The organism is Bacteroidota bacterium (assembly GCA_013360915.1).
GTDB lineage: Bacteria > Bacteroidota > JABWAT01 > JABWAT01 > JABWAT01 > JABWAT01.
In genome coordinates, this window is the sequence record JABWAT010000009.1 from 24,106 (window position 1) to 42,125 (window position 18,020).

The window sequence follows — 18,020 nt, forward strand, 5'->3', positions numbered from 1 at the left end:
TTACTGGACTCTGTTTCCGGTCCCCAAGCAGCACTTTCCCGACTTCATCGGGGGTACACTTTTAGCTTAGTGACCAAGCCGATGGACTGATCTCTTGTATTTTCTTTTAACTTTTAACCCGTAACTCTTAACTGAAAAAACCCTTCCCCGATTTAATCGGGGCAAGCGGAATCACTCAGGGTCCGGGTTTTTCGAAAACCTCGGGGTACGGGTTTTTCCCATCACCATTCACCACTCACCATTCACCACTCAGACCGTCAGTGGCAGGTTCACAAACCGTTTATCGCGGGCGCTGATGTAAATGGCTTCGATCAGTTCGAGGGATTTTCGGCCTTCACGGCCATCGGTGTGGGCATCGATGCCACGAAGCAGGGAATCGGCTACGTTTTTATAATAGCCCAGATGTCCGAATCCGTACACCGATTCAACTTTGTAGCTGGCCGTTTCGACGACTTTGTCATCGTCATCATACTGGTCAAATTCCCAATGTTTGATGTCGTTTACGGCAATTCCGCCGATTCTTACCGTTCCCCGTTCACCAATAACGGTGATGGACCCTTCCAGATTCTTTGGCCAGGTGAGCATGGTAACCGTCATGCTTCCAATGGCTCCGTTACGGAACCGGATGACGGCAGCGCCGGTGTCTTCGGCCTCGATTTTACGGGCGAGAGTTCCGGTGATGGCACAAACCGACTCGGGTGGCCCGATCAGCCAGGTGATGAGATCGACATAGTGGCTGGCCTGATTCAGAAAAGCACCGCCATCAAATTCCCAGGTTCCCCTCCATTTGGCCGCATCGTAGTACGATTGGGGTCTGGCCCAGAACACATTGACTTCCACGGTAAAAATCCGTCCGAACCGGCCTTTATCAATGGCTCTGCGAAGGAGCTGAATGGTCGAATTCAACCGGTTCTGTTTCACCACAAATAACCGCACACCCTGTTCATCGCAGGTTCTGATCAGATCATCGGCATCCTTCAGACGGGTGGCCATGGGCTTTTCAGACAGCACGTGAATGTGTTTCTTTGCTGCCTTGATTCCCTGTGCGGCATGAAGTCCCGAGGGTGTGCACAGGGTGATCAGATCGGGCTTTTCTTTTTCGAGCAGGTCGTCATAGGAGGCATATCCCTTTGCTCCGGTAATCTCCACTGCTTTGGAAAGGTTTTCAGAAACCGTGTCGCAAACCGCGGTGATCCGGTAATCATCGGGCAATTTCATCAGCGCTTCGATGTGTTTTTCTGCAATACGTCCGCAGCCAACAAGGGCAATGTTAACTTTCTTCATGGTGATGGTCCTGTTGATGAATCATGGTTTTGATCCGGAGAGCAAGTTGTCTGGTCAGACTGCGCCGGGTAAAGGCGGTGAGAACCGGCTGTTTTTCCAGATCGGCAAATGGAGGCAAAATGAATCCCTCACCGAGATTGACCGCCCGTCCGGTCTGACTGAGCAGATCCCAGGCATCGCCGGGGACGGGGCCCGAGAACAAAATGGGACGACCGGTTCCGAGATACTCGAACAGTTTTCCGGTGAGTACATGGGTATTGCCGGGCTCGTCATTGATAACCAGGAGCAGAGCATGACAAGTGTACAATTCCTGTATTGCCTGATCGTGAGGCAAATAGCCCTTCCTGATCAGATAGGGCCCCAGACCTGCCTTTTCAAACCGGTCGATGACCGACCCATCCTCGTTGCCAATCAGTTTCAGCCGGAACCGATCTGCCATTGCTGGTGATTGTGTGACCATGGAGGCGAATAACGTAGCCACAGTTTCCCAGTTTCTGACCGGATACATGTTTCCCACATAGCCAACCACCCATAAATCGGCTGGTGGTTTGGGCGGAGTGGCCGGCAACTCGGCATCATCATATCCGTTTGGAATAACGGTGATGGGTGTATCTGTAAGAGCGGCAAAGGCCGTTTTCATGGATTTGGAAACAACCACCACTTCATCTGCTTCGTTGAGAACGGCCGATTCCAGCCGGCGGTGTTTCCGGTCGGCCCAGCGGGTAAGCGGAAATTTCGAATAATAATCGATACCGGTCCACGGATCCCTGAAATCGGCCAGCCAGGGAAGTCCGGTTCGTTTTTTGAGATTCCGGCCAATCAGATGGGTACTGTGGGGCGGACCTGTTGTCACGATCGCCCGGATTCCATGTTTTTTAATGATATCCAGGCCGGCTGGGATGGCCGTCCATTTCCATAGAAACCGGGCATCGGGGATGAAAAGATTGCCGCGGATCCATAGCGCCAGTTTTTCCTTCCAGGATGGGGTGGAAGATTTTTCCTTTTTTACAAAAGCGACGCCGAAGGAGTCGGACTGTTTCATACCGGTAAAGCGTTTATAAAACCGGTAAGGTTCAACAATGGGGGTCTGGTAGACTGGCAAGTCATCGGCCACATCCGACATCAGAGACAGGTCGGTGTTTGGATACTCACCATTCCGGACCGTTAGCACAACGGGTTGAATGTGGTGGTCGGTCAGGTACTTGCAGAATTTGAGAATCCGCTGCACGCCCGGTCCGCCGGCCGGGGGAAAATAGTACGTGACAATCAGAACCGGAATGCGATCAGGCATCCTTCCGCTTTCTGACTAAGAGGAAACCCCAGAGGAGAAGTCCACCATACAGAATGGCCGTCCCGATCCATCCGGCGGTCAGACTGGCAGTCACTGCGGGTGGGTCAAAGGTCAGTACCAGTTCATGGGATCCTGCCGGAATTTCCACACCGCGGAACGCATGGTTGGTCTGATAAAGGGGAATCTCTTTCCCGTCCAGTGTGGCCCGCCAGCCAGATGGGTACCAGATTTCAGACAGAAACAGAAACGAAGAAACCGGGGTACTGACCTGCCAGGCCAGTTCATGATGCTCTCGTTTTACCTGCCGGATGGTGGCAGACGAATCCCAGGAAAGATCGGCTGATGGTTGGTACCCGGCGACGAAACTGAGTTGTTCCGGGTCCCAGCCATCTCGGTTCATTTCGCGCACGTGCAGGGTCGGATCATCCAGCCGGTTGACTTTTTTTACGAAAAAGGCTTTTCCGCCAAAGGTGGTGGTTTCCATCACGCTTTGCTTGCCGGCCGGATCGACAAAAGAAGGAAGCAGCGTTCCGATGGGCTGGTTGATGGCCTGAGGTATAACCAGATATTTTACCCCAAAGGCTTTCAGCGTTCCGGAGTTGAAGGGAATGGGACCGGTGCTGACCGACAGACTGCTGTCGATCAGATTCTGGAATACGGCCAGTTTGGCACCATGATAGCCACCAATGGATTGGTGATAGTAGTTAAACCGGGTGGACTGATACAGATTCCCGACGGGATAAATACGGAAGTCTGTGGTGTCTTCAAGCAGGAACCGGTCCACTGGCGACTGAGGAAACCCAGCCGAGAATTGCCTTTTCGAAACCATGACCTCTTTTGACACATACTGACTGTTGTACGTCCACAGATCGGTGAGAAGCAGCAGAAACAGTCCGAATCCGACCATGCCGGCTTTCAGTCGGCTGGTGGCAGCCAGCCAGACCAGGCCAATGGCCACCACATTCAGAATCAGGAATTTCCAGATGGAGTCGGTGGTGAGTGCAGACCGTTCCCCTTTCAGGTAGTCGAGTGTGCGTGCGTCATATTGCTGAGCCTCTTCGGGGCGAATGAATCCCATTGATCCGGAAACGATCAGCAGGACCACGCCAAAGCCGATCACCAGGCCGGAGAGTAGGTAAAACCGTTTCAGGAGTTCATCGGTGCGCCGGTTGGCTGCGATGGCTTTCAGAAATCCCTGTACACCGAGAACAGCCAGAACGGGGATTGTGAGACTCAGGATCACCAGAATCATGCTGGGAGTCCGGAACTTATTGTAGAAGGGCAGGGCATTCAGTGCAAGATCGGCCAGGAAAGGAAAGTTGGAACCCATGGCTAGTAACCAGGTCACACCGGTCACGATCCATAACATAAGCACGGTGCGGGTGAGTGGAACCAGAAAAGTGAGTCCGGCCAGGAACAGAAGTATGGCACCCAGGTATTGAGGACCTTCGGTGAAGGGCATCTGCCACCAGTAATAAGGAGAGTGTCCGCCAAAGAAGTCGGCCACAAAAAAGGTGACCGATTCGACCCAATCGAAGGACCATGCCAGTGCATAATCACGGGTCAGTCCGGCCGCACCCGAGGCAAGGGTTCCTGCCCGGATGGTATATTGGGAGTAGTCGGCATTGATCAGATAGGGAAATGCAATGGTCATCACAGCAATGAGCCCCCCGGCGGCGGCCCAGCCAATGGTTTGCAGCATGGGTTTAATTCGTCCGTTTCTGATTTCATCAACCAGCCAGAACAGACCCCAGATCAGCAGAACGATCAGGGTATAATAAGTGATTTGCGGGTGGTTGGCCCGGAGTTGGAGAGACAGCCCCAAAGCAAGAGCCAGGCCGCCTTTCCATCCTCCCGACCGGATGAGAAAGTCAAAGGCCAGCAGAATCCAGGGCAGGTAAGCAATGGCCTGAAATTTGGTGTTGTGACCGACTTTAAGAATGATGATAAAGTAGGTGGAAAGCTGAAAGGCAACTGCTGCCATGGCCGACAGCCATTCATTATCGGTAAACCGGCGGCTGAAAAGGAAAGCGCCAATTCCCATGAATACCAGATAAACCACCCGCCAATCGGAAATCAGACCGAGCGATGACAGAATTATGGAATCGAAACCAGGAATGGGGTTTGGCAGTGAAATCATATAGCCCGGCATTCCGCCGAAGACGTTCGGAGTCCAGAGCGGCAGGGATCCGGTTGCTTCGTGATAGTCGACCAGGGCTTTGGCGGTTCCCAGCCATTGCTGTGTATCTGAGGCAGGAAAGGTTTTTCCCTGAAAAAGCAGTGGGGCCATGAACAGGACCGGCACCAGAACGATCGAGGCAAGAGACAGGATAAGGGGCCAGTTTACAGAAGATCCGGTGGGAACCTGGGCCGTTCCGATGGTTTGTGTTTTGGATTTCATGAAGAGGGTCCGGTTAATTGGGTTTGATGGCTCTTGCAATAAGTCCGGTTCCGCGTTTCCAGCGAACCATCATATCGGCCTGATGCAGGAGTAAAATGGGAATGAGGGTGATCAGAAAATAAAAGGGAAGCAGAAGAACAAGGGCCATAGACAGATTCAGAAGCATCATGGGCCATTTAACTGCCAGTTTCCAGGCGAAGGAACCAAAGGCTCCATAGGTATACCGTATATCGGCAACCACCAGGCCGGCGGTTTCAAGTTTTTCCTTCAGGTCTGTGATGGAGTAACCATCGCGGGCGTGTTCATCGATAAAACCGTGTACACCCTGATGCTCATGATCGTGATCGTGGTGGTGATCAGATCCTCCCTGATCGCTGGGGGTTGAAATCACGACCTCGCCGCCCGGGGAAAGAGACCGGGCAAAGTTTGAAAAGACCGCACGGTCATTTTCGATGTGTTCAATCACATCGACACACAGAATCAGGTCATAGGAATCCTGACTGGTATACGTGGTCAGATCCTGAACAGACGGATTGATATTCAGATTTAACCGGCCGGCGAAATCGCTGAGGGCACTCACATGGGCCGGATTCAGATCCACACTATCAATGGTGGCTCCGGGAAAGCGGGTGGACATCAGATAGCTGTACTGCCCGAAACCACAGCCGGCATCGAGGATCCGGGCAGGTTTCTTATCGGGAAACAGCCGGAAAAGGACCGAGCGGACGTACCATTCTCTGAGAAACAGCACACGAAGCACTTTGAAAAACAGGATTTTAAGAACCGGTTGGTTCCTGATAAAGTCAGACAGGCGTTGTTTGATTGGATCGTATTGCATACTTACAGATTTACCGTTTCCCGAATGGCGTATTGATCGGATCGGGTGAAGACCTTGGTGATCATTTCACCCAGAAATCCGGTCGAGATGAATTGAATACCCAGAATGGTCAGCAAAATACCAAGAAAGAGAACCGGGCGTTTTGAAATGGCGATTTCACCCTGAAACCAGCCAATGGTCAGCCAGAGGTTGATGGCGAGTCCGGCAAGCAGAAAAACCAGTCCCCAGCCACCGAAGAAGTGAAGCGGGCGGCGCATATACCGGCTGATGAACAGGACGGTGGCCAGATCGAGAAATCCTTTAAAAAACCGGTCCATTCCGAATTTGGATTTTCCAAAAGGTCTGGGGTGATGTACCACGGGTATTTCGGCGACTTTAAATCCGCTCAGGTGAGCCAAGGCAGGCACATACCGGTGCAGTTCACCGTAGATTTCAACTGTTTTCACAACTTCATTCCGGTAGATTTTAAATCCGCAGTTGTAGTCGTGAAGTTTCAGTCCGATAAGTCTGCTGGTCACTGCATTAAACAGTTTGCTGGGCAGTGTTTTCGAAACCGGGTCATGGCGGACTTTCTTCCAGCCGGAAACGAGATCGAGCTGGTCCTCTTCCAGTTTTTTTACCAGATTCGGGATCTCGGCCGGATCGTCCTGCAGGTCGGCATCCATGGTAATCACATATTTACCGGTGGCTTCCCGGAAGCCGACATTCAGCGCTGCACTTTTACCATAATTCTTCCTGAAACGGATGACTTTTACGCGGGGATCCTGAGCGGCCATACCGGCCAGAACCGGAAAAGACTGGTCTGTGCTTCCATCATCGATAAAAAGAATATCGTAATCCAACCCGGCATCGGAGCAGGCTTTCCCGATTTTTTCTCTGAGGGGTATCAGTGACTCCTCTTCATTGTACAGCGGTATGACGATCGTCAGGGTTGGCAATTGCTTGCTCCGTAAATAAAAGGCATAAAATTAACGAAAAGAGGACCGTAAATCACGACAGGAAACATTCTGCCGGGTAAGTGACTTCAACCAATGTCAATCCATGGGCCTTGGCGGCTGGGCCGGCGGCCTGACGGTTGCGGGCATCGAGCAGTTTACTAAGCGATTCCGGGTGTTCTCCCCGTCGGATGAGATCCAGTTGGGTTCCTACCAGAGCCCGTACCATTCCATATAAAAACCGGTTGGCTCTGATGGAGAAAATCAGACGGGAGTCCTCGGTTTTCCAGTCACACTCCAGAATACGGCATCTTTTATGATCGGCTTCATCGGCTGCCCTGCAAAAGCTGCTGAAATCGGTGGCCTGTCTGATCAGACTGGCCATTTCTCTGAGCTGATCAGGTTTCAGAGGATAGGGGTAAAACCATTCCTTGTGACGGTTCAGCGGAGAGGGTCTGGTGTTGAGTGTATAGTGGTACAACCGGCTGGTGGCAGAGAAACGGGCGTGAAAATCGGGTCTGACCGGTCTGGCTTCCCAAATGGCCACCGGATGGTCGCCGGCTATTCCATTGATCCCTCTGATCAGGCGTCCGGTATCGGTTCCTTCTGGCAGGTCGGCGTGAAAACATTGGCCGGTAGCATGAACACCGGTATCGGTGCGGCCGCTGCCATGGATCCGGAAGTCAGGATCGTGGAGAAATTGTCTGAAGGCCGACTCCAGTACACTCTGTACCGTTACCGGTGCTTTTTCGGGTGCCTGTAATTGCCAGCCGTTGAATCCGGCGCCATTGTATTCACAAAAAAAGGCAAACCGCTGCGTCACCAGGATAACCGGAGTTGAAAATCGATCCCGGAACCAATCCTGCCGGTAAACGGATCGGCAGGCATCGCGAGAAAATCCAAATCAGAGTCCGCTTGAGAGGTGGTTACAGGTTTTCCGGATGTACGGATCAGACGTAGCACATTGAAGGCGCTGATGGCGTGGTTTATCACGATGGCACCGACCACAAACTGAACCGAATAGTTCAGTTCATCCGCTTTCTGGCGGTTGCGCCGGAAGGTGGACCGGTCGCTATCCGATTTCCATTCCCAGGCATAGGCAGGATCATTCTCGGGAAACTGGTCTGAAGGCGTCCGCTGCAGTCGCATGGCCGAATTATACTCAGAGACCGATCGGTAGTTACCGAGTGCCAGCAGGAATTTTCTCGTTCTGGTTTGACCGGAAATACCCGCATTCTCGCCCGCATAGGTGATGGCTTTATCCAAAGTAATGTCAGAATACTCATTCAGAGACCAGGCGCCGAGAATCAAGGCGGCTTCAGTCAGAAGGAGATAACGTGTGTGGGAAGGGTAACCCAGCATGTATTCGCCAGAGCCCGGTACCAGCAATGACCAGGCCATGTAGCGATAGGGCTTTTCCGGGTTGGTTTGGGCGGGCAGCGTGGCCGTGCCCGTCAGCGACAGAACAATTAGGATAATCAGGGGTTTCATCGTTGTTTCCAGCGTTTCGACATGGCAAGCAGGAATCCGCCGAGTGTAAGCAGGGTTCCGATCCAGACCAGAATAATCATGGGTTTTACAGAGGCCTGCACCACCAGCGTTTCCGGACGGGCAGTTTTTAACTGATTCTCACCGATGGTCAGGGAAGCAATGACCTGTGCCTGTTCAGGAATGACCTCGCGCGGAGCCAGAATCACACCGGGTGCCGGACTGACAGGAGTTACCGATACCATGCGGTCTTTGCCGATTTTATACAAGGAACGGAGGGTGTCGGTCTGGTTGGCCGTTTTATAGAGAAAGACCATGTTGAACCGGATATCGGTCGGATCCATGGAAACCTGTTCGAAGCCAGAGAAAATGATTTTGCCGGTTCCGATATCAATGGAGGATTGTTTGCCGAACCGAAGGGCCGATAAATCCTTGTTGCCGATGGCGGGTTCCACCGTGATGGGTTCAAAATACACATCATAAGTGGGCCTTAGCAGAATATCGGGACTCTTCATCCAGGCCTGGGAGTAGGTGGAATAATACATGATCGGGGCCAGGTCCCAGTCGTTGCCTTCGCGGGTTACTTTAAGTTTAAAGGCCTCTTTTCCATCCGACAGGGTATCTCCGGTCCAGGTGACTGAATATCCGAAAACATCGCTTGTTTCATTCAGGGGAAGGGAAACGGTTACCGTGGAATCATACTTTCCGCTGGTGATGAATCCGATCAGCATAATCCCGATTCCGATATGGGCCAGCGAACCGCCGGCCAGTTTCGGATTTCCGAGAACCACCCGGAGTCCGATTTGCAGGTTGGCGGAAATTGCAAAAACGGCCGAAACGCCCAGGGCCAGCATGTGAAAATGAGTCATTCCCAGAAGGTAAAGGATGGGTGCGGACACCAGACCGATACCTGCCGGGATGAGAAGCTGTTTAATAACCTGTTTCCGGTCGGTGCCAGTAAACCATAACAGCTGACCAATACCCATCAGCAGGGCCAGTACCACGGCCACCGGAAGCATTAATTGGTTGTACCCGGCTGCATCAACTGTCTTTGCTTCGCCGAACCATTGGCTGATGACCGGCCAGGACGTTCCGATGATAATACCAATGGCCATCAGTGTCAGGATCAGTGATCCGGAAATCATGGCAAATTCCCGCGAGAAAATTTCATTGGACCAGGTGGGAGAGGGAAGGCGTTTCCACCGGGCAATCATCAGCCCTGCTGCCAGCAGAACGAAAGCCACAATGAACAGCAAAAGCTGATTATACAATCCCAGGCTGCTGAAAGAATGCACGCTGAAGTCGGCAAGAACACCACTTCTGGTCAGAAACGTGCTGTAAACGACCATGATAAACGCAAACAGAGCGGTAAACAGGGTAAACCGTTTCAATGTCCCGGTTTTTCTTTGAACCAGCATTGTATGAATGCAGGCCACCAGTGCCAGCCACGGTACCAGCGATCCGTTTTCGACCGGATCCCAGGCCCAATAACCTCCCCATCCGAGGGTTTCATAGGCCCAGTATCCGCCCATCATGATGCCAAGACCGAGAGAGAACACAGCCCACAAGGTCCATGGAAGAGCCGGGCGGATCCATTCATCATACCGTTCACGCCAGAGGGCGGCAATGGCAAAGGCAAAAGGAACCAGGGCAGATGCAAATCCGGTAAACAGAACCGGGGGGTGAATGGTCATCCAATAGTTTTGCAGGAGCGGATTCAGACCCCGTCCGTCGGGTGGAATGAATCCATCGGGTACCTGACCGGGATAGGCCTCGTAAATGGTTTTGAACGGATTGGATCCGATGGTGGTTTCTCCGACCCAGATTCCGGCGATCATGGAAAAGATAAAAGACAAAGCCAGTGAAAAGACCATCAGGACCACAGGTTCATAGTCCTTGGCCGAGTAAATCAGGAATACACCCAGAATGCTGAGGAAAAAGACCCACAGAAGAAACGATCCTTCCTGACCGGCCCACAAGGTCGAAAACAGATAATCGGCTGGCAGATCCCGTGAACTGTAGGAGTAAACGTAGTTGTACTGGAACTGATGGTCGAAAATCAGCCAGGCCAGAATAGAGATGATGGCCACAGCCAACACCGACCCGGTGATGAAACTGAACCGGCCGGCCCAACGCCATGGATCGGTGGTTAATCCTTCCTTCCGGGCAGACATGAAATAGAAAATGGTGGAGAGGATGAATGCCACCAAAGCAAAAATGACAAGGCCTTTGTATATCATAACCGTGCGAAGTTAAGTAAACGGAAGTTGGGAGTTAAATAAACGGGCCGGAGAGACAGAAATTTGCCTGACTGCACCTTAGCTGCCGAATTGCTGACCGTCGGCCTGTTCTGACTGGTATTTACTCGGACATTTTACCAGAATGCGGTCGGAACGAAATACCGTTCCATCCAGGCTGCCCCGGACCACCACGCTGGTGGCATGTTCGAAATTATTGGGTTTTGCTCCGCTGAAAATCACCTGGCACGATTTTCCTGATTCGTCGGTCAGCCAGAAAGTAAATGTGTTGGTCTCAGAATTGTAATCCGATTCACGGTTCTGATCCCAGGTCCCCTTGATCTGAACTTTTCCCCACGAGGTTTCAGCCCCGGTAAAATCGGTATAGGGGTTTACATTTTCGCGGAACGCATAGACTCCATAAACCGTGAAGGCCACAATCAGGGCCAGACCTGCCACCAGTTTTTTATTCATTGATCAGACTCCACGGTTTTCTTTTCAAGGGCCTTTACTTTTCTGTCTAACCGCCAGAGAAAGAAAAAAATGCCTGACCAGATGACCAATAAAACCAGTGCAACGACCATTCGATCCATGTTCTATCCGTTGATGTGCCGGGCAATCCGTGCCAGGCGGTACCGAAGATTATATAACCAGTATGCTAATACGCCAAATCCGATAAAGGAACTGTACAGAAGAATCCGGATGGACAATTCGATCCCGCTAACAACCGGATTGTTGGCGCCATCATCTTCGGGGGCGCCGGGATGCAGACCGGGCAGCAGTCTGGGGATGACAAAGACAAGAAACGGCATGACCAGAAAGGAAAACAGATTATAACCAGCCGAGAGCTTTGCCTTTCTGTGCGGATCATCCACCGATAACCGCAGAACAAAGTAGGCAGCATAGATGAGAAGGAGACCCAGAAACAGCGTTTGTTTCGGATCCCAGTTCCAATAGACACCCCAGGTAAAGTCGGCCCAGATGGCACCGGTAATGATGGTGGTGATACCAAAAAGCATCCCGACGGAAGCAGCCGATTCAGCCTTGAGGTCATCGTTCAGGTTGCCTGATTTCAGGAACCGGTAACTGTTCCAGAAGCTGATCACAAGCATAAAGATCATCGTGAAAGCCTGCGGTACGTGGAAATAAATATTCCGTGCGGTTTCACCGAGAACCGGGAGTTTGGGTATTGGCATCAGCCAGCCGATCACAAGTATGGCTGCCATCCAGACGGCCAGACTCCATTTCAGCCAAGTGGGCAAGGGACGCATATCAGTTCCAGATCCAGTCGAAAAGTAAAAGACTTCCGGTGATCATTACCCCGGTGTAAGCCAGGATGACCCCGGCAGGTTCAAAAATACGATCGGGAGACCCGGCACCGAGACACAGCCGTGTAAATTGTACCAGCACCATAATGAGAGGAATCAGAACAGGGACCGCCAACACCGGAAATAATGTTCCCCGTGCATCGGAAAGCGCCACCAGCGCAGAGAGAAAAGTGGTGGCAGAGGTGATGGCCACCGATCCTGCTATCAAACCAGGAAGGAACCAGTCCCATCGGACTACCGGTGGATTGAAGAAGAACAGGAAGAGCAAGAGAATCAGAAAGGAGACCGATACAGCCATTCCGACATTAAACAGAAACTTCGAGAGGAAAATCTGGGAAGGACGTGCCAGAAAAGTAAGAAAATCGAGCGTTCCCTGATCAGATTCTGCCACAAACGACCGCGAAAGACCCACCATTGACGAGAAAAACAACCCCAGCCACATAAGCGAGAAGAACATGACCGGTGACAAGTCCGCTCCTCCGGTGGAAAAGGCAATCAGCGCGACCAGAATCACCACAAACAGGGCCAGACCATTCAGGGCCACCCTGCTTCGGATTTCCTGACGGAATTCCTTTCTGAGCAAGGTTATAACCGGCATCCAAAAAACCATCATTGCACAAAAATCCTGAAAATGGACCGGAAGGTCAATGTTTGATCAGTGATTACCGGAGTTCAGGTGTGGCCCCTTTTCCTTCACGGAAACGGATGGAGCGTGCAATGACTTCCATTTCTCTGACAAAATCGGCTTTGGACTGAAATTTGGGAGCCAGTACAGAGCCATTGAACATGTAAATCCGGTTCAGTGAGTCGTTGTAGAACGTATAATTGACAAAGGGTCCGCCCAGCGAATAATCATTCATTCTCCAGAGCCCGCGGGTTTCAACGCCATAAAACCCGTTGAAACTGATTTCTTTTTGAGACAAGGCGCGGCGGTCTGTCTCGGCATAGGTGCTGTCTTCGGCGGTAATCTGTACTTTCAGAACCGAATCCTGAATATCCATGAGTCTGGAAAAAGTGGGAAAGGCGGGAGTTGGGGCATCCCACCAATGAATCCAGAACCAGCGGTCCAGATCGGGCTGAATGCGCTTCAGATAAACAAAATTGGGTCCGACCGAATCATGAATAACCACGTAATCGTGCTGGATGCGTGGGGTAAAACCCACCCGTTCGAGTAATCGTTCTTCCAGGTCGGGCTGGGAGTGTCGCCGGAACATGTGGTGGTAAGCCCGTTTCAGAGTGAAATCGGTCCATCCGAAGGTAATAGCCGCGCTGTCTTTCATGATGGTCTGACCCATGGCATCCTTGGAAGGGGCAATCACAAACATGACCTGCTGGCCGTTCCGCCATTTATTCCGGACGGTGAAAGTGGTTTGTTCTCCTTTTGCAACCAGGTTTTTAACATCATCACTCAGCAGAGAAAGCGCCAGACGGGAGGCAAAGGAGGTGTCATCGGCAGAGGCCAGGAAGAGCAGATAGGCCCGTTGCTTCAGCGGTTCAAACTGCCTTGCATCCTGCCATTCTTCTTCCAGCATGGATTCGGGACGTGGGACGGCCAGAACTTCCCTGAAAACCGTTCGCTGCAGGTAGGGCTTCGCTTCCTGATAAACTGAAGAATCTGCAAAAACCACAATCCGGCCTTCGGGACCAATGGCCATGGGCTTATAGTCACTGCAGGCAGAGAGAAGGGCCAACAGGAACAGAACGACGGCCAGACGGGGAAAGCGCATGTCAGACTCCTGCTAAAAATAAAAGGGTCATCAACACCGATGAGCCAACCGGGATGGTCAGGTTGTCATCGATGGAAAATGGCAGCAATTCAATCAGGGTTGCTGCCAGGGCGCCGGCAATTTTTAACGGCCAGCTGAGGTCGGTGATAAAGAGGGCCACTATCATGCTGGCAGCGAAAAAGGCAAAACTGCCTTCCCAGGTTTTCTGAAGGTTGCCAATGGGATGTTTGCCAAATTTTTTTCCGATCAATGCGGCTGAGGCATCCCCCACAATCAGCATGGAGAAGGAGTAGATGGCAATCTCCTTATCGAAGAATCCGAAAACGATGATGCCGGCAAGGATGACATAGGTGGCACCCGAAAAGGCTCTTTTTTCCGAACTGAGTTCATGATGTCTCATCATAAAACCAAAAAACCGTTCGATAAACAGGCGGGTTTCTGCATTTCTGAACCGGAGGTATTCCACCACCAGACCGATGATGAGCAGGGGAATCAGGATAGCCAGAATGCCTTCCTTCTCAAGCCAGATGGCATAGAGAACCGGATAGATCAGTGAGGAGAGATGAATGGCTTTCCGCCAGATTTCGGGAGTGTAGCCCGTTGCAGTCATGGGTGCGTTCATGTTGTGGACTGGTGCCGTTTAATAATCTGGTCAATGTCATCGCCGGTAATGGTTTCGCGCACGAGCAGGGTTTCTGCAACTTCGTGAAGGACCGCGATGTGATCCCGGAGTAACTTTTCTGCCCGGTCTTCGGAGTTCCTGATCAGGCGAAGAATTTCCTGATCGATCTCAACGGCAGTTTTTTCGGAAAAGTTCTTCTGATAGCCAAAATCACGTCCGAGGAACACTTCCCGGTCCTGAGAGCCATAGGAAACGGGACCGAGCTGATCACTCATCCCGAATTCGCAGATCATTTTCCGGGCCAGATTGGTGGCCTGTTCAATGTCGTTTGAGGCACCGGTCGAATAATCACCAAAGATAATCTTTTCGGATACCCGGCCGCCGAGAATGAAACAAATACGTGCAAGCAATTCCTGTCTGGAATAGGAATACTTGTCTTCGGTGGGCAGGTAGGTGGTTACCCCGAGTGCACGGCCTCTGGGAATAATGGTCACTTTATGAACCGGGTCTGCAAATTCAACATACCGGGCCACCAGCGCATGACCTGCTTCGTGATAGGCGGTGATTTTCTTTTCGCGTTCATTCATCACCACACTTTTCCGTTCAACACCAGTCAGGATTTTATCCTTGGCCCGTTCGAAATGAATCATGGAGACTTCATCGCAATTATCGCGGGCAGCAATCAGTACCGCTTCATTCACCAGATTGGCAAGATCGGCTCCCGACATACCCGGTGTGACCCGGGCTAGTAATTCCAGATCGACATCTTTCCCCAGGGGGATTTTCCGCGAATGGACTCTCAGGATTCCTTCACGGCCTTTTACATCCGGCCGGTCCACCACCACCTGTCGGTCAAACCGACCCGGCCGCAGCAGGGCAGTATCAAGAATGTCGGGCCGGTTGGTGGCGGCAATCAGAATCACATTGGTCCGCTCATCAAATCCGTCCAGTTCAACCAGAAGGGCGTTCAGTGTTTGTTCGCGTTCGTCATGTCCGCCCCCAAGGCCAGCACCCCGTTGCCTTCCGACGGCATCGAGTTCATCAATGAAAATGATACTCGGGGCATGTTTCTTGCCTTGTTCAAATACATCGCGAACGCGGCTGGCTCCCACTCCCACAAACATTTCGACGAAATCGGCTCCGCTCAGCGAGAAAAAGGGAACACCGGCTTCACCTGCAATGGCCCGGGCCAGAAGGGTTTTTCCGGTTCCGGGAGGGCCAAGCAGCAGCACGCCTTTCGGAATTTTTCCGCCTAAGCGGGTGAATTTTTCGGGAGTCTTGAGAAAATCAACAATTTCACGCAACTCTTCCTTGGCCTCTTCACACCCGGCCACATCTTTAAAGGTGACCTGAGGTTCACCTTCAAGTTGAAGTTTGGCCCTGCTTTTTCCGAAGTTAAAGACGTTTTTTTCCCCTCTCGGATTGGCAGAGGCCTGCATGCGTCGCATGAAAAACAGGTAGATAAGAATCAGCAGAATCCAGGGTGCCGAGGTGATGAGAATGAAGGTCCAGTCGTAACCAGGTTTTGAAATGGTCACCCGGACACCCTTCGACACCAGCAAACGGGAAAAAGATTCATCGGCAGCGGGAATGGTTGTCTGAAACCGGTTAAACTTGAGTGTTTTTCCATCGGTGAGCAGCAACGGCTCTTCCATGGCCAGTTTACCGGTCACGAGGGCCGAATTGGATTCCTGAGTGATATTGACTTCGGTGATCTGCCCCAGATCGAGCAGGCGCACAAACTCGTTGTAGGGAATATCGGGATTGTGATAGGTATCGCCCCTGAACAGCCGTTGTCCCACCAGGAACAAAACGATGATGATCAAACCTGAAACGAGGATCCAGGTCGATGTACGTGCAGATCTGGCTGGTGGTTCGCCGGAAGGACGCTGAGGGGTCGGGGGCTGACTCATTGAATGCGTTTACTCTTTCTGATCAGGACTGAGAATATAGACTTCCTTCAGGTTTCGGGCCTTCTGAGCGTAATCCAGACCGTAACCGATGACAAACCATTTCGGAATTTCGAAGGCGGTGTAATCGATGGGGAAGTCGATGGTGGAAACTTCGGGTTTGTGTAAGAACGTTGCAATACGCAGACTGGCTGGCCGGTGACTGAGAATCAGATTTCTGATAAAGGTCATGGAAAGACCCGAATCGATCACATCCTCAACGATGATGACATCGCGGTTTTCGAGGTTTGCGCTGAAATCCTTAACCACGCTGACCGATCCGGAACTGATTTTCCGGTCGCCATAGCTGGAAAGTTTCATAAAATCCATTTCACAATCGCCATCAAATTCCCGCATCAGATCAGCCATGAAAATGTATGCACCATTCAGAACACCCATAAAGATGGGCACCTTGCCTGCATAGTCGTTTTTAAGTTGTGTTCCGATTTGGACGACGCGCTGCCTGATTTGTTCTTCAGACAGCAGCAAGTCGAACCACTCTCCGTTGACCTTTACCCGACGGACCGGGGGACCAGACGGAGGCGTATCCAGTTGTTTGTGTGAGATGTCCATTTTACCTGCTCTGAAATTGCTAAACCGGCCACCCAGATAATTTTTCCACTCCGGTCACGGATGACCGGAATGGTATCGCGCTGCCAGACCGGTACTTTCCGGTTAATTAAAAAATCACTCAATCCGATTTCCCTGTCGAAGCCGAGAGGCTGAAACCGGTCACCTGCACGTCGGAAAGTGACCTTCAGGGGGTGAAACAAACGGTCGGCATCAAGTACCGGGGTATCATCATTCCCACTCAGCCGGTCTGTTTCCCCAACGGGTTCAGTTACCAGATCCTGCTGATCGCCAAACCGGGGACGGAAAAATATGATGAAGGAATCCCGTTTTTTCCAGCGGATTCCATCCGGTAATCCAGGTTTGGTCGTATCGGAGGCCCGCAGCCAACGGAGCAACCATCCCGGTCCGGGTTGGGATGCCCACCGGGTGTGAAATTCCTCACCGATGAGGACCGATAACAGAAAATCATTATAGACCGAATTTCCCGTAATATCAATTTTAAACCCGTTGGGAACCTCACTGATCCACTCGGATCGGCCCGATTCGGCCAGATTATGTAAAAGCAGCTGGCATTCCTGTGTCTGTGAACTGAGGGTCTCAAGCGAGGGAATCCAACGATCGGGAAAGAGCGACTCAAGCAGCGGAATCAGACTCCGGCGGATGCGGTTTCTGGTGTAATCATCGGTCTGATTCGAGGAATCCTCTGCCCATGTTAATCGTTGCCTGATTGCAAAGGAAAGTATCTCGGACCTGCTGACGGACCGGAGCGGTCTGAGCCGGTTTTGATCGGTCACGGGAATTGGGGCCAGATTCGAAAGAGAAGGTCCGGTGAACAGGCGGTAAAGCAGGGTTTCAATGGCATCATCCCGATGGTGGGCCGTGACCAGCCAGTCAAGGTTTTCCTCTGCGGCAATCTGATTCAGCAGCCGGTACCTTTCCTCCCGGGCGCTGGCCTGAAAGTTGCCAGCAGTTGAGGGTTGAGTCCACCGGAAGCCATGAAATATAAATTGAGCACCTTCCGCTGCGTTTCTGACCAGAGCCTCCTCCTGCTCATTCTCGCCGGGTCGTGTCAGATGATTCAGGTGAAAGACATGGATGACCGATTGCGGATGATCAACTGCCCACAACCGGAAACATTCAAGCAGGACCATGCTGTCCACCCCGCCCGAAACAGAAAGTATGGCCCGTAGAGAGTCTGAACCGGGAAGACTCTGAAGAACAGAGCAGAAGGATTGATAAGCCAGATGCATGTGTGAAGATGGAAAAGCAGACCGAACGGTGCAACTTTGGCCGGACAAGAAACAAGGCGGATTCTGAGTCTGATTCTGTACCGAAGGAGGGATTCGG

General features: G+C 51.8%; 17 protein-coding genes. All 17 read right to left on the reverse strand.

Features of this window, described 5'->3' with window-relative positions:
- Positions 1-249 precede the first annotated feature (249 nt).
- Positions 250-1,284, reverse strand: coding sequence for a Gfo/Idh/MocA family oxidoreductase (locus HUU10_10630; GenBank protein ID NUQ82054.1), 1,035 nt, complete (start codon positions 1,282-1,284; stop codon positions 250-252).
- Complete coding sequence (locus HUU10_10635; protein NUQ82055.1) at positions 1,271-2,575, reverse strand: glycosyltransferase family 4 protein; 1,305 nt, start codon at positions 2,573-2,575, stop codon at positions 1,271-1,273. The genes HUU10_10630 and HUU10_10635 overlap by 14 nt, the downstream gene beginning before the upstream one ends.
- Positions 2,568-4,976, reverse strand: coding sequence for a YfhO family protein (locus HUU10_10640; protein ID NUQ82056.1), 2,409 nt, complete (start codon positions 4,974-4,976; stop codon positions 2,568-2,570). The genes HUU10_10635 and HUU10_10640 overlap by 8 nt, the downstream gene beginning before the upstream one ends.
- A gap of 13 nt (positions 4,977-4,989) precedes the next feature.
- Entirely contained in the window at positions 4,990-5,814 is an 825-nt protein-coding gene (locus HUU10_10645) for a class I SAM-dependent methyltransferase (GenBank protein NUQ82057.1), read from the reverse strand.
- Positions 5,815-5,816: 2 nt separating this feature from the next.
- Positions 5,817-6,752, reverse strand: coding sequence for a glycosyltransferase family 2 protein (locus HUU10_10650; protein ID NUQ82058.1), 936 nt, complete (start codon positions 6,750-6,752; stop codon positions 5,817-5,819).
- A gap of 52 nt (positions 6,753-6,804) precedes the next feature.
- The gene (truA, locus tag HUU10_10655) at positions 6,805-7,572 is read right to left on the reverse strand and encodes a tRNA pseudouridine(38-40) synthase TruA (GenBank protein NUQ82059.1); all 768 of its coding nucleotides are present in this window, start codon (positions 7,570-7,572) and stop codon (positions 6,805-6,807) included.
- Positions 7,569-8,240, reverse strand: coding sequence for a hypothetical protein (locus HUU10_10660; protein NUQ82060.1), 672 nt, complete (start codon positions 8,238-8,240; stop codon positions 7,569-7,571). Before HUU10_10660 ends, truA begins: the two co-directional genes overlap by 4 nt.
- Complete coding sequence (gene ccsA / locus HUU10_10665; GenBank protein NUQ82061.1) at positions 8,237-10,477, reverse strand: cytochrome c biogenesis protein CcsA; 2,241 nt, start codon at positions 10,475-10,477, stop codon at positions 8,237-8,239. Before ccsA (HUU10_10665) ends, HUU10_10660 begins: the two co-directional genes overlap by 4 nt.
- A 78-nt stretch (positions 10,478-10,555) precedes the next feature.
- Positions 10,556-10,948 (reverse strand): cytochrome c maturation protein CcmE, encoded by a 393-nt coding sequence (locus HUU10_10670; protein NUQ82062.1) that lies wholly within the window; start codon positions 10,946-10,948, stop codon positions 10,556-10,558.
- Positions 10,945-11,067 (reverse strand): CcmD family protein, encoded by a 123-nt coding sequence (locus tag HUU10_10675; GenBank protein NUQ82063.1) that lies wholly within the window; start codon positions 11,065-11,067, stop codon positions 10,945-10,947. The genes HUU10_10670 and HUU10_10675 overlap by 4 nt, the downstream gene beginning before the upstream one ends.
- A gap of 3 nt (positions 11,068-11,070) precedes the next feature.
- The gene (ccsA, locus tag HUU10_10680) at positions 11,071-11,745 is read right to left on the reverse strand and encodes a cytochrome c biogenesis protein CcsA (protein ID NUQ82064.1); all 675 of its coding nucleotides are present in this window, start codon (positions 11,743-11,745) and stop codon (positions 11,071-11,073) included.
- Between the two features lies 1 nt (position 11,746).
- Positions 11,747-12,415 (reverse strand): heme exporter protein CcmB, encoded by a 669-nt coding sequence (locus tag HUU10_10685; protein NUQ82065.1) that lies wholly within the window; start codon positions 12,413-12,415, stop codon positions 11,747-11,749.
- Positions 12,416-12,464: 49 nt separating this feature from the next.
- Positions 12,465-13,529 carry a DUF4837 family protein gene (locus HUU10_10690; protein NUQ82066.1) on the reverse strand — a complete coding sequence of 355 codons (1,065 nt, stop codon included), beginning with the start codon at positions 13,527-13,529 and terminating at the stop codon, positions 12,465-12,467.
- Between the two features lies 1 nt (position 13,530).
- Positions 13,531-14,151, reverse strand: coding sequence for a hypothetical protein (locus HUU10_10695; protein NUQ82067.1), 621 nt, complete (start codon positions 14,149-14,151; stop codon positions 13,531-13,533).
- Positions 14,148-16,064, reverse strand: coding sequence for an ATP-dependent metallopeptidase FtsH/Yme1/Tma family protein (locus tag HUU10_10700; GenBank protein NUQ82068.1), 1,917 nt, complete (start codon positions 16,062-16,064; stop codon positions 14,148-14,150). The genes HUU10_10695 and HUU10_10700 overlap by 4 nt, the downstream gene beginning before the upstream one ends.
- Before the next feature lie 9 nt (positions 16,065-16,073).
- On the reverse strand, positions 16,074-16,673 hold the full coding sequence (gene hpt / locus HUU10_10705) for a hypoxanthine phosphoribosyltransferase (protein NUQ82069.1): 600 nt from the start codon (positions 16,671-16,673) through the stop codon (positions 16,074-16,076).
- Positions 16,613-17,923 (reverse strand): tRNA lysidine(34) synthetase TilS, encoded by a 1,311-nt coding sequence (gene tilS, locus HUU10_10710; GenBank protein ID NUQ82070.1) that lies wholly within the window; start codon positions 17,921-17,923, stop codon positions 16,613-16,615. The genes hpt and tilS overlap by 61 nt, the downstream gene beginning before the upstream one ends.
- Positions 17,924-18,020 lie beyond the last annotated feature (97 nt).